The 11,539-nt window shown below is 58.9% G+C and carries 13 protein-coding genes; 4 read left to right on the top strand and 9 right to left on the bottom strand.

Annotated elements, in window-relative coordinates:
* Window positions 1-38 precede the first annotated feature (38 nt).
* The 5 genes from artM to AC1V0D_RS02675 form a co-directional block, all read right to left on the bottom strand.
* Complete coding sequence (gene artM / locus AC1V0D_RS02655) at window positions 39-707, bottom strand: arginine ABC transporter permease ArtM (protein WP_009091164.1); 669 nt, start codon at window positions 705-707, stop codon at window positions 39-41.
* The gene (gene artQ, locus AC1V0D_RS02660) at window positions 707-1,423 is read right to left on the bottom strand and encodes an arginine ABC transporter permease ArtQ (RefSeq protein ID WP_009091162.1); all 717 of its coding nucleotides are present in this window, start codon (window positions 1,421-1,423) and stop codon (window positions 707-709) included. Before artQ ends, artM begins: the two co-directional genes overlap by 1 nt.
* Before the next feature lie 6 nt (window positions 1,424-1,429).
* Window positions 1,430-2,161 carry an arginine ABC transporter substrate-binding protein gene (artJ, locus tag AC1V0D_RS02665; protein ID WP_009091160.1) on the bottom strand — a complete coding sequence of 244 codons (732 nt, stop codon included), beginning with the start codon at window positions 2,159-2,161 and terminating at the stop codon, window positions 1,430-1,432.
* A 15-nt stretch (window positions 2,162-2,176) separates the two neighbouring features.
* A complete protein-coding gene (artP, locus tag AC1V0D_RS02670; RefSeq protein WP_009091158.1) occupies window positions 2,177-2,905 on the bottom strand; it encodes an arginine ABC transporter ATP-binding protein ArtP in 729 nt (242 codons plus the stop codon).
* 215 nt (window positions 2,906-3,120) lie between these two features.
* Window positions 3,121-3,660, bottom strand: a complete 540-nt coding sequence (locus AC1V0D_RS02675; protein WP_009091156.1) for a lipoprotein — start codon at window positions 3,658-3,660, stop codon at window positions 3,121-3,123.
* A gap of 106 nt (window positions 3,661-3,766) precedes the next feature.
* Here AC1V0D_RS02675 and AC1V0D_RS02680 point away from each other — a divergent pair, with 106 nt between their 5' ends.
* Both AC1V0D_RS02680 and AC1V0D_RS02685 read left to right on the top strand, forming a co-directional pair.
* Complete coding sequence (locus tag AC1V0D_RS02680; protein WP_009091154.1) at window positions 3,767-4,087, top strand: heavy metal-binding domain-containing protein; 321 nt, start codon at window positions 3,767-3,769, stop codon at window positions 4,085-4,087.
* On the top strand, window positions 4,084-4,908 hold the full coding sequence (locus tag AC1V0D_RS02685; protein WP_312828415.1) for an N-acetylmuramoyl-L-alanine amidase: 825 nt from the start codon (window positions 4,084-4,086) through the stop codon (window positions 4,906-4,908). The genes AC1V0D_RS02680 and AC1V0D_RS02685 overlap by 4 nt, the downstream gene beginning before the upstream one ends.
* 3 nt (window positions 4,909-4,911) lie before the next feature.
* On the opposite strand, the gene ltaE is transcribed toward AC1V0D_RS02685, so the two are convergent.
* From ltaE to AC1V0D_RS02700, 3 genes are all read right to left on the bottom strand, one after another.
* Complete coding sequence (gene ltaE / locus AC1V0D_RS02690; protein WP_482906935.1) at window positions 4,912-5,913, bottom strand: low-specificity L-threonine aldolase; 1,002 nt, start codon at window positions 5,911-5,913, stop codon at window positions 4,912-4,914.
* A 71-nt stretch (window positions 5,914-5,984) separates the two neighbouring features.
* Window positions 5,985-7,706 carry a ubiquinone-dependent pyruvate dehydrogenase gene (gene poxB / locus AC1V0D_RS02695; protein ID WP_058957467.1) on the bottom strand — a complete coding sequence of 574 codons (1,722 nt, stop codon included), beginning with the start codon at window positions 7,704-7,706 and terminating at the stop codon, window positions 5,985-5,987.
* Between the two features lie 218 nt (window positions 7,707-7,924).
* Window positions 7,925-8,824, bottom strand: a complete 900-nt coding sequence (locus AC1V0D_RS02700) for a LysO family transporter (protein WP_009091147.1) — start codon at window positions 8,822-8,824, stop codon at window positions 7,925-7,927.
* A gap of 133 nt (window positions 8,825-8,957) precedes the next feature.
* Here AC1V0D_RS02700 and AC1V0D_RS02705 point away from each other — a divergent pair, with 133 nt between their 5' ends.
* Window positions 8,958-10,595, top strand: coding sequence for a DUF2813 domain-containing protein (locus AC1V0D_RS02705; RefSeq protein WP_482906936.1), 1,638 nt, complete (start codon window positions 8,958-8,960; stop codon window positions 10,593-10,595).
* Between the two features lie 71 nt (window positions 10,596-10,666).
* Here AC1V0D_RS02705 and cspD read toward each other — a convergent pair whose 3' ends face one another.
* Window positions 10,667-10,888 carry a cold shock-like protein CspD gene (gene cspD, locus AC1V0D_RS02710; RefSeq protein ID WP_009091144.1) on the bottom strand — a complete coding sequence of 74 codons (222 nt, stop codon included), beginning with the start codon at window positions 10,886-10,888 and terminating at the stop codon, window positions 10,667-10,669.
* 316 nt (window positions 10,889-11,204) lie between these two features.
* Between cspD and clpS the strand changes: the two genes are divergently transcribed.
* A complete protein-coding gene (gene clpS, locus AC1V0D_RS02715; protein WP_003849318.1) occupies window positions 11,205-11,525 on the top strand; it encodes an ATP-dependent Clp protease adapter ClpS in 321 nt (106 codons plus the stop codon).
* The last annotated feature ends 14 nt before the right edge of the window (window positions 11,526-11,539 follow it).

The raw sequence follows: 11,539 nt of genomic DNA on the forward strand, positions 1-11,539 counted from the left end.
TTTTCCAGGCGGGAAGGGCGAGCGAGCTCGCCCGGGGATCAGTTGCGCCTTTCAAAGGCCAGCGCACGCCTTTCGATCAGTCGCATCATCAGCGTCAGCAGACCGTTCACGCAGAGATAAATCAGGCCGGCTGCGGCATAGACGGTGACGTCATAGGTCCGGCCATAGAGCAACTGACCGTGGCCCATCACTTCCATCAGGGTGATGGTGTAGGCCAGTGAGGTGCCCTTGAAGACCAGCACCACCTCATTAGAGTAGGAGGAGAGGGCACGTTTAAATGCATAAGGCAGAAGAATACGCAGGGTATCTTTTCGGCGCATGCCAAGCGCTGCACACGACTGCCACTGCCCGGCAGGGATCGCTCGCACGGCACCGTAGAAGAGCTGGGTGGTATAGGCTGCGCTGTTCAGCGACAGGGCCAGCATCGCGCAGAGCCAGGGCTGTGAGAGTAAATGCCACAGCCAGGGGATCTGCTGAAGCGAGGGAAACTGTCCCGGCCCGTAGTAGATCAGGAAGATCTGCACCAGCAGCGGGGTGCCGGTAAACAGCGTAATAAATCCTTTTACCAGCGGCGAAAACAGCGGGGTTTTCAGTGACAGCACCACGGTGAAGAGCAGCGCAAGCAGCAGGGCCAGGATCAGCGAGGCCGCGGTGAGCGTCAGACTGGTGTGCAGCCCTTTCAGGAGTTCAGGCAGGTAAGCCAGCATTAGCTGTTCCCCCGTTCAAAGCGGGTAGTGCGCAGTTCGATGCGGCGCAGTACCGCCTGGCTGAACAGTGTAATCACTAAATAGATTGCCGCCGCCACAAGGAACCAGGTAAAGGGCTCCTGGGTGCGGGTAGCGATACTTTTGGTCTGCAGCATCAGATCGTTAACGCTGATCAGCGAAACCAGGGCGGTATCTTTCAGCAGAACCAGCCACTGATTGCCCAGACCGGGCAGGGCGTGACGCCACATCTGCGGCATAATCAGCCGCAAAAAAATGGCCGATTTTTTCATGCCCAGCGCCTGGCCCGACTCCCACTGGCCGACCGGAACCGCTTTCAGCGCGCCGCGCAGCGTTTGTGAGGCGTAGGCGGCATAGAGCATCGCCAGCGCAATCACGCCACACAGGAACGGACTGACATCGAAGTTCTCAATCTGCATCTGCACCGGCAGCTGAAACAGGCCGAAGTTAAGCGTGAAGCCGTCGGACAGGGTCAGGAGCAGCTGAGAGGCACCGAAATAGATAAACAGCACCACCAGAATTTCCGGCAGGCCGCGAATCAGGGTCACCAGGCCGGTGCCGATCCACGCCAGCGGTCTGAGGCGCAGTGACTCCCAGCCAGCAAACAGCATCGCCAGCACGAGGCCAGCGATGAGAGCACAAACGGCAAGGCCGACGGTCATACCGGCGGCGCTTGCAAGGGTCATCATTTCATTCATCAGAGATTACTGCTGGAACCATTTGCTGTAGATGGTTTTGTACGTCCCGTCAGCTTTGATCTTATCCAGTGCGCCGTTGAATTTGCTCTGCAGCTCGGTGTTACCGGTGCGCACCGCGATGCCCAGGCCGGTACCAAAGTAGGCTTTGTCCGTTACTTTGTCACCGACAGCCGCCAGCGCAGGGTTCTGCTTCAGCCATTCGTTGACCACGGCGGTATCACCGAACACGGCATCAATACGGCCATTTTTCAGATCCAGAACGGCATTCTGATAGCTGTCGTAAGGCACAGTGGTAATTTCGCTGTGTTTTTCCGTCAGGTACTTCTGATGGGTGGTGCCGTTCTGAACGCCTACACGCTTGCCTTTCAGCGCCTCAACGCTGGCCACTTTGCCTTTCTGGGCAACAAACAGCGCTGAGTTGTCATAGTAAGGCTTGGTGAACAGGACCTGCTTTTCACGCTCCGGAGTAATATCCATGCCGGCCATCACCGCATCAAAGCGGCGGAACTTCAGGCTTGGGATCAGGCTGTCGAACGCCTGATTGGTAAAGGTGCAGGTTGCGTCGATCTCTTTACAGAGCGCATTGGCCAGATCGACATCAAAGCCCTGAATCTTATTGTCCGCATCCACAAACTCAAACGGAGGATAGGAGGCTTCGGTAGCAAAACGAATCGTCTGCGCCGCCGTAGCGGTCAGGCTAAAACCAGCGAGCAGTGCAGCAAGTACCATTTTTTTCATTTTTAGCATCCTGACTTAGTGCGAAAGATAGTGAGCAAACGCCTCGGTTTGCGGCTGTGTAAAGCGGCTGGCATCGCCCTGTTCCACAATATGACCGTTCTCCATGTAAACCACGCGGCTGGCGGTTTTACGTGCCACTTCCACTTCATGGGTCACGATCACCTGAGTGATACGGGTCTGCGCCAGTTCGCGAATAATTGAGACAATCTGTGCGGTAATTTCGGGATCCAGCGCGGCGGTTGGCTCATCAAACAGCAGTACCTGCGGCTCCATCATCAGCGCACGGGCAATCGCCACGCGCTGCTGCTGACCTCCTGAGAGGTGAAGCGGAAAGCGGTCGCTGTAAGGGGTCAGACGTAGCCGGTCAAGCAGCCGGTCGGCGCGGGCGCGGGCATCGCTCTTGCTGAGCCCCAGCACCCGGCAGGGCGCTTCCATCAGATTCTGCAGCACGGTGAGATGCGGCCAGAGATTATATTGCTGAAAGACCATACCCACGTTCTGACGCAGCTCCCGAATCGCGGCATCGGAAGGCTTCTGACTGAAGTCGAACTGATTACCGGCAATCTGCAACTGACCTGAACGCGGCTGCTCCAGCAGGTTGAGGACCCGCAGCAGGGAACTTTTGCCCGCGCCGCTGGGGCCCAGCAGCACCAGGGTCTCGCCCTGAGGGCACTCAAGGTTGATGTCGAACAGCGCCTGATGAGCACCGTAGAAGCAGTTTATTGCGTTTAGTTGAATACTCATGCGCCAGATTTGAATAGCTATTAGTGCCGCGGATTTTAACGTCACCAGAATAGTTATGCAATTCAGGCGGGTTAAAATTTGTAAAACAGGGGGTAAACAGCAAAAGCTTAGCAGAAAATCATGCCCTGTCCGGGGACTGACGGGGGGCTGGCCAGGATGCAGAGATAAAAAAAGCGCGGCAGTGGGGCTGGCCGCGCTTCTCATGACTGTCTGATCTATTTTCGCGTTTTTTCCAGCATCTGGCTCAGGCTGCCACCGTCGGCATGCGCAGGATTTCCCATGTAGCGCACGTCATCCACCACCCAGCAGCTGCCCTGATGGATCATCAGCACTTCATCCTGCCACTGACGGTTGTCACGGCTCAGGTCAACCCGCAGCGGAATGTTGCGCGCATCGCGGTTCGGAATCGTTGAGGCATCGGCCACGCTGGCGGCTGTCGGACCCTGCGAGAGGCTGGAGAAGATATCGCCATTGCGCCACTGCGCACCGGCGTTGCTGCCGCTGGCCGCCTGTAACGCACGATAAAGCGCGTCACTCAGGTAGGGACGGTATTTCGCCAGCGTGTTGCTGTCGGGCAGTCCCGGCACCGGTTGTTCGATCCGCAGGTCATAAAACTGCTGAGCGACCTGGTCAGGACCGCCCTCAATGCAGGGCGCGGTTCGCGGCCCATTATCCTTAATCACGGGTTCCACGGTGGTACAGGCGCTGAGCAACAGGGCAGCCGGGATCATCAGCGCAAACGCATTGTTTCTCATCTCGATTTCCTTATGGTTCTCTGGCAAGGTGCCTTTTTTAGCATAGAGTATAGCCATGCTTTTTAGTCGATAGAGCCTTAGTCCGGTTTTCAACAAGGAGAATGCGATGAAATTTTCAACCACCCCAACCCTGGAAGGTCACAGCATCAGCGACTATTGCGGCGTAGTCACCGGTGAAGCGATTCTGGGTGCCAACATCTTCCGTGATTTTTTTGCCGGAATCCGCGACGTGGTCGGTGGCCGTTCCGGTGCTTATGAGAAAGAGCTGCGCAAGGCGCGCGAGATCGCTTTTGACGAGCTGGAAGCGCAGGCGAAAGCGCTGGGCGCCAACGCTGTGGTCGGCATCGACATTGATTACGAAACGGTGGGCAAAGAGAGCAGCATGCTGATGGTCAGCGTCACCGGCACGGCGGTGATCCTGCGTTGAGACGCCTGCTGTTGCTGCTGACGGCGCTGCTGCTGGCCGGCTGCCAGACCGGCATAGAATCCCGCGACGGCTACTGGGCCGACCTGCGGCATCCGGCACAGGGTGCGCGACCACGGGTGAAGGTGATCGTGATCCACTACACGGCCGAAGACTTTTCGTCGTCGCTGGCAACGCTGACGGATCGGGAGGTCAGCGCGCACTATCTGATCCCCCGTCAGCCGCCACAGCGCGCCGGGAAAGGGATTATCTGGCAGCTGGTGCCGGAGCAGCAGCTGGCCTGGCACGCCGGACCCAGCTTCTGGCGCGGGGCCACCCGTATCAATGACACCTCAATTGGGATTGAACTGGTGAACCGGGGCTATCGTCGCACGCCAACCGGTCCCGAATGGCAGCCCTTTACTGTTGCACAGATGACGGCGCTGGAGGCGCTGCTGCGGGATATTGCCCGGCGTTACGCGATCCCACCGGAAAATATCGTCGGCCACAGTGATATCGCGCCGCAGCGCAAGCAGGATCCGGGGCCGTGCTTTCCCTGGCAACAGCTGGCGCAGCGCGGACTCGGTGCCTGGCCGGATAGCCGTCGGGTGCAGTTCTGGCTGGCTGGCAAGGCGCCGCACGCGGCGGTGCCCGCGGATCAGGTTCTGACCCTGTTAAGCCGCTACGGCTATCCGGTGAGTGACGGGATGAGCGCGCGTGAGCAGCAGAAGGTGATTGCCGCCTTCCAGATGCATTTCCGGCCAGCGGATTATCGTGGGCTGCCCGATGCTGAGACGGCTGCGATAGCCGCCGCGCTGCTGGAACGCTATGGCGCGGCGCAGTAGCCGTTACTGCTGCAGAAACGCCTTCCAGTGTGCGACCACCTGTTCCAGCGCGGCACGATCCGTATCCAGATGGGTGACCAGACGGGTGCGGGTGCCCGCGCTGATTAATACCCCACGCGCTTTCATCCACTCGCCCAGCGGCCTGACCTGCGCCTCCGGCACGGCAACAAACAGCATGTTCGTCTGCTGCTCAATGACGTTGACACCCAGCTCATGCAACTGCTCACCCAGCCAGGCCGCATTGTCATGATCCTCCTGCAGCCGCGCCACGTTGTGTTCTAACGCGTAAAGGCCGGCTGCCGCCAGAATGCCCGCCTGACGCATGCCGCCGCCGGTCATTTTCCGCCAGCGACGTGCGCGCTCAATCAGCGCCGTGTCGCCGCACAGCAGGGAACCCACCGGTGTCCCCAGACCTTTCGAGAGACAGATAGTGAGACTGTCGCAGTAGCGGGCAATCGCCGCCAGCGTGGTCTGCTGCGCCACCACCGCATTAAAGATCCGTGCGCCATCAATGTGCAGCGCCAGCTGATGCGTGCGGGTAAAGGCCCAGGCCTGTTCCAGATAAGCCAGCGGCAGCACTTTGCCGTGATGGGTGTTCTCCAGACTCAGCAGACGGGTGCGGGCAAAGTGAATATCATCCGGCTTGATAGCGGCCGCCGCCACGTCGAGCGGCAGGGTACCGTCCTCACTGGCCAGCACCGGCTGGGGCTGAATACTGCCCAGCACCGCCGCGCCACCCGCCTCATATTTGTAGTTGTGCGCCTGCTGACCCACGATATATTCATCGCCACGTTCACAGTGGCTCAGCAGCGCCACCAGGTTTGCCTGGGTACCGGTCGGAAAAAAGAGCGCGGCGGCTTTGCCACTGAGTCGTGCCGCCTCCGCCTCCAGCGCATTCACGGTCGGATCGTCACGGTAGACATCATCACCGGTTTCGGCAGACATCATCGCGTTCAGCATGGCGGCGCTGGGCCGGGTCACGGTATCACTGCGTAAATCGATCACCTTATGCTCCTGAACGTAGCGGAAGACAAAAAAAAGGCGGGCATCGCGCCCGCCTGGATGGAACCCCTGTTTTACCGCAGCCAGTTGGTTTTCGCCAGTTCTACCACTTCATCCCCGCGACCGTTCATAATGGCGCGCAGCATGTAGAGGCTGAAGCCTTTGGCCTGCTCCAGTTTGATCTGCGGCGGCATCGCCAGCTCCTCTTTGGCGGTGATGACATCGACCAGCACCGGCCCGTCATGAGCAAATGCCTGCTCCAGCGCGCCGTTGAGTTCTGACGCTTTCTCCACCCGGATCCCTTTGATGCCGCAGGCCTGAGCGATGGCGGCAAAGTCGGGATTGTCCAGTTCGGTGCCGTCGGTCAGGTAGCCGCCCGCTTTCATCTCCATCGCCACAAAGCCCAGCACGCTGTTGTTGAAAATCACCAGTTTCACCGGCATTTTCAGCTGCGCCAGCGAGATAAAATCGCCCATCAGCATGCTGAATCCGCCGTCACCACACAGCGCCACCACCTGACGATTCCGATCGATGGACTGCGCGCCCAGCGCCTGCGGCATGGCGTTTGCCATCGAGCCGTGGTTAAACGACCCCAGCAGGCGACGTCTGCCGTTCATCTTCAGGTAGCGCGCCGCCCAGACGGTAGGCGTGCCGACGTCACAGGTGAAAATCGCATCCTCGCTGGCGTAGTGGCTGATCTGCTGCGCCAGATATTGCGGATGGATAGGCTGTTTGTCATTGGGCTGTGCCAGCTCATCCAGACTTTTCCTCGCCTCACGATAGTGCTTAACGGCGCTGTCGAGATGGGTACGATCGTTTTTGTGCGTCAGCTGCGGCAGCAGCGCCTGCAGGGTGGTTTTCACGTCACCGACATAGGCCTCATCAACGTGACAATGCGATCCCAGGCTGCCGGGATTGATGTCGATCTGGATGATGCGCGCCTTTTCCGGATAGAAGGCGCGATAGGGGAACTGGGTACCCAGCAGCACCAGCGTCCCGGCGTTCATCATGGCGTGGAAGCCCGATGAGAAGCCAATCAGACCGGTCATCCCGACATCATAAGGGTTATCATATTCCAGGTGTTCTTTGCCGCGCAGCGCATGCACGATAGGGGCCTTCAGCGCTTCGGCCAGCGCGACCACTTCCTGATGTGCTCCGGCGCAGCCACTGCCGCATAGCAGCGTAATGTCGCTGGCGTCATTCAGCGTACTGGCCAGCTGAGCCAGTTCGGCAGGCTGCGGCAGAACCTGCGGCAGCTGCGGTGGATACCACTCGGTGCGGGCACTCTCCGGCGCGGGCTGCAACGCGATATCGCCGGGTAAGACCACCACCGAAACCCCCCGGTTCAGGATCGCTTTACGCATCGCGATGCCCAGCACCTGCGGTAACTGCTCCGGATTGGAGACCAGCTCGCAGTAGTGGCTGCATTCGCGGAACAGCTCCTGCGGATGGGTTTCCTGAAAATAGCCGCTGCCGATTTCGCTGGAGGGGATGTGCGCGGCAATCGCCAGCACCGGCACGCGGTTGCGGTGGCAATCGAACAGACCGTTGATGAGATGTAAATTGCCCGGCCCGCAGGAGCCGGCGCAGACCGCCAGTTCGCCGCTGATGTGCGCTTCTGCGCCCGCCGCAAACGCCGCCACCTCTTCATGGCGCGTCGGCATCCATTCAATGGTGCCCATGCGATTAAGGCTGTCACTCAGGCCGTTCAGGGAGTCCCCGGTGACGCCCCAGATGCGTTTTACGCCCGCGCTTTCCAGCGTTTTGGCGACCAGCGCCGCCACGGTTTGTTTCATGCTCTTCTCCTTTGTCGGCTCGCCCTGATGTATGACGTGACCAGAACTGAAAAAAGAAGCGTAGACGACACGGCAGAAAAGCAGGCGTGAAAAAATGCGCTGGCAGAGCCGGGGGCCGTGCAGAGGACGGGCCACTTTTCGCTTCTGACCCTGTTCCCTGCGCGTTGCGCTTATTTATCGCGGCCAGGTAAATGGTGACCTGCGCATTTCAGACAGCTTCAGGCAGAGAAAAGGGCGATCAGAATCGGGGCCAGCAGGCTCATCACAAAGCCGTGTACGATGGCCGCCGGGACAATCTCATTGCCGCCCGCCCGCTGCAGCACCGGCAGGGTAAAGTCCATCGAGGTGGCGCCGCACAGGCCCAGCGCGCTCGAACGATGGCGGCCAATCAGCGCCGGGATCAGCATGATCGCCACCAGTTCACGCACCAGGTCGTTGAAGAAGGCGGCACTGCCGATGACCGGGCCAAAGGCTTCGGTCATCAGGATCCCGGAGAGGGAGTACCAGCCAAAGCCGCTGGCCAACGCCAGACCGGTTTTCAGCGGCACGCCAAGCAGCAGCGCGGCGATCACGCCGCCAGCCAGCGCGCTGACCAGCACCACGCTGGCGACCAGCAGGCCGCGGCGGTTCAGGATAATCTGGCGCAGCGTCATCCCACTGCCGCGCAGCTGAATACCGACCAGGAACAGCAGAAAGATCAGGGCATATTCGCTGGCCGTCGAAGCATGATGCAGCAGCGGCCACTGCGTCAGGCCGAGCAGAAAACCGATCACCACCACGCCGCAGAGCTTCAGAGAGTCCAGCGCCATATGCAGCCGCGACGGCAGCTTCTCCTGGCGATGCGCATGCTGCCAGGGGGCATATTTTTCCAGTCCGCGCAGTGCCAGCAGGTTACAGATCAGGATGCAGAATGCGGCCACCAGCGCAGTGTGAAACACCGCCAGCAGGTTGCTGCTGAGGTTGTCGAGAAAGGCCAGGCTGATGCCCATAAAAAACAGTATGACGTAAACCATCCAGCCCAGGAGCTGGTTGACCCGGCGCAGGGTCGCGGTCTGTCGGAAGGGTAACAGCCAGCCAGCGATCAGCGGCAGCAGAATAATCAGAAGTCCGGAGTACATAACAGCAGGTTCCATCCCTGGGGAAAAGAGGCGACAAGCTAACGAAAAAGGGTGACAGAGTAAACCCCGAAAACGCGGCTTGACCGGCTGGCTTACGGCAACCATGCTTCTTATAAACTGAGGATGGACGCCTGTGATTCTGGAACATATCGATATTCGGGGTTTCCGCGGCATCAATAAGCTTTCACTGCCTTTGACCCGGACCAACCTGTTGATTGGTGAGAACGCCTGGGGCAAATCCAGCCTGCTGGATGCCCTGAGCCTGTTGCTTTCGCCGCATCAACCGGCGCACGTTTTTACGCCCGCCGATTTTCACTTTACCCCGGGCGAGGCGGACGATCCGATGCGCCGTCTGTCGGTTCTGTTTCACTTTCGCGACGATGAGCGCGACGCCGATGAGCTGTTCGCTCCCTTCTGGCAGCGTGACGCTCAGGGACAACGCAGACTCTTTTACCGCGTCAGCGCCATCTGGCGGGATAGCGGTATTGAAACCCAGCGCCGTTTTACAGACGCTGACGGTCAGCTGTTGCCTGAGCCTGGCTGTGCCGGGGCCATCGATCGGTTGCTGAAACGTCATCCGGTTCTGCGACTGCGCGATGCGCGTTTCAGCAAGCGCACCCGGGGGAGTGCGCCGCTGGATTCTGCGCATACCCCGTTACTGGCGGGGATGGAGTCGCTGGCGCGCGATCTGGCGCGCCACCCACAGCAGCTCAGCGATGAGGCGCTGCGGCAGGGACTAAAGACCATGCAGCAGCTGATGCAGCACTACTTTCAGGTGCAGACGCCGGAAACCGGTCAGACGGCGCGGCCGCGGGATGGGCAGACGCGCGACGGCGGGCAGGGCTGGCGGGCGCTGGATCATCTCAATCAGCTGATTGCCGGAACGGACTCCCGCAGCCGCCAGCTGATCCTGCTGCAGATCTTTACCCTGCTGATCGCGGCGCGGGGCGATCTGCCTCTTGCCGCCGATGCCCGGCCGCTGCTGTTGATTGAAGACCCGGAAACCCGGCTGCACCCGATTATGCTCTCGGTAGCGTGGAACCTGCTGAGGCTGCTGCCGCTGCAGAAAATTGCCACCACCAATTCCGCTGAGCTGCTGTCGCAGGTGCCGGTGGAAAATGTCTGCCGTCTGGTGCGTGAATCGTCACGCGTGGCGGCCTGGCGCATCGGTCCGGAAGGACTGAGTGCCGAAGAGAGTCGGCGTATCGGCTTTCATATCCGTGTCAACCGTCCTGCGGCGCTCTTCGCCCGCTGCTGGCTGCTGGTGGAGGGGGAGACCGAAGTCTGGATCATGAATGAGCTGGCGCAGCAGTGTGGCTACAACTTTGCGGCTGAAGGGATCAAAGTGATTGAGTTTGCGCAGTCCGGCCTCAAGCCCCTGCTGAAGTTTGCCCGGCGTATGGGCATCGCCTGGCATGTGCTGACCGATGGCGATCAGGCGGGGCATAAGTATGCCGCCACGGCGCGCAGTCAGCTGCAGCCGGGTGACGCGGAGCCGCGTTTTCTGACGCAGCTACCGGCGCTGGATATGGAAAATTTTCTCTATCAGCACGGCTTCCAGGAGGTTTATCATCAGATGGCGCACCTGCCGTTAAACGTTCCGATGAGTTCCAGGCGTATTATTACCAAAGCGATTCACCGCAGTTCCAAACCTGAGCTGGCGATTGCGGTAGCCTCATCGGCGGCAGAGCGCGGGCCAGAGGCGATTCCGCCACTGATGCGGCAGATGTTTGCCCGGGTTATCCGGCTGGCCCAGGGGCAGGCAGACTGAATGCCCCTGGAAATGAAAATGCCAGCGGCACGGGCTGGCATTTGGGTCCACCGTTCATAAGGGGAGAAGTGTCAGGCCACAACCTGCACCTCAACGGGGACGATAAGGCTGGCGTGATTGCCTTTCGGACCTTCATGAACATCGAACTGAACCTGCTGGCCTGCCTTTAGCGTTCGGTAGCCCTCCATCTGAATGGTGGAGTAGTGCGCAAAAATATCGTCGCCGCCTCCGATCGGACAGATAAAGCCAAAGCCTTTGGAATTATTGAACCATTTAACGGTGCCCGTCTCCATGCTTTTACTTCCCTCGCAAGACATTTTATAAGTAGGTGAGGTCTCAGACGCTGTGAGTCAGAGTTGATTAAAACTCAATCAGCCTGTGCAGGTAGAATGTAGAGAAAGCGCCGCTGGCGTCAAGCAAACCACCGGGCCAGGTGGGGAAAAAATCATCAAAATTTGAGGCAGTTAACGCTATTGCGAATTTTGTGATGCAGGTCGCGCGAGGAAATTTCTGAATAAATTTTCAGCAGCGGCCAGCGGCTTGACAGACATGTTAAACTCTCAGGATGTAGCGACGTAAAAGCTCAAAGCGAAATCTCAACGGAACACTATGGCAAACACAAACGACTGGCTTAATTTTGAACATCTGGCCGAAGACAAAGTACGCGAAGGGTTAAAGCCGCCTTCAATGTATAAAGTCATTCTGAATAATGACGATTATACACCTATGGAATTTGTTATTGACGTTGTACAAAAGTTCTTTTCTTATGATGTTGAACGTGCAACGCAGCTGATGTTGAAAGTTCACTATCACGGCAAGGCGATCTGTGGTGTATTTACTGCAGAAGTCGCCGAAACAAAAGCGGCCCAGGTGAACAACTATGCGCGGGAAAATCATCATCCGTTGCTGTGTACGCTGGAAAAAGCCTGAACACGTCTCCATAT

The sequence above is a fragment of the Pantoea sp. PA1 genome (assembly GCF_056856975.1).

What these genes read in the sequence shown, in the direction of transcription:
- cspD (WP_009091144.1), bottom strand. Translation starts at nt 10,888, where the DNA reads ATGGAGACGGGCACCGTTAAATGGTTCAATAATTCCAAAGGCTTTGGC.
- artM (WP_009091164.1), bottom strand. Translation starts at nt 707, where the DNA reads ATGCTGGCTTACCTGCCTGAACTCCTGAAAGGGCTGCACACCAGTCTG.
- poxB (WP_058957467.1), bottom strand. Translation starts at nt 7,706, where the DNA reads ATGAAACAAACCGTGGCGGCGCTGGTCGCCAAAACGCTGGAAAGCGCG.
- clpS (WP_003849318.1), top strand. Translation starts at nt 11,205, where the DNA reads ATGGCAAACACAAACGACTGGCTTAATTTTGAACATCTGGCCGAAGAC.
- AC1V0D_RS02700 (WP_009091147.1), bottom strand. Translation starts at nt 8,824, where the DNA reads ATGTACTCCGGACTTCTGATTATTCTGCTGCCGCTGATCGCTGGCTGG.
- AC1V0D_RS02675 (WP_009091156.1), bottom strand. Translation starts at nt 3,660, where the DNA reads ATGAGAAACAATGCGTTTGCGCTGATGATCCCGGCTGCCCTGTTGCTC.
- AC1V0D_RS02680 (WP_009091154.1), top strand. Translation starts at nt 3,767, where the DNA reads ATGAAATTTTCAACCACCCCAACCCTGGAAGGTCACAGCATCAGCGAC.
- artP (WP_009091158.1), bottom strand. Translation starts at nt 2,905, where the DNA reads ATGAGTATTCAACTAAACGCAATAAACTGCTTCTACGGTGCTCATCAG.
- artQ (WP_009091162.1), bottom strand. Translation starts at nt 1,423, where the DNA reads ATGAATGAAATGATGACCCTTGCAAGCGCCGCCGGTATGACCGTCGGC.
- artJ (WP_009091160.1), bottom strand. Translation starts at nt 2,161, where the DNA reads ATGAAAAAAATGGTACTTGCTGCACTGCTCGCTGGTTTTAGCCTGACC.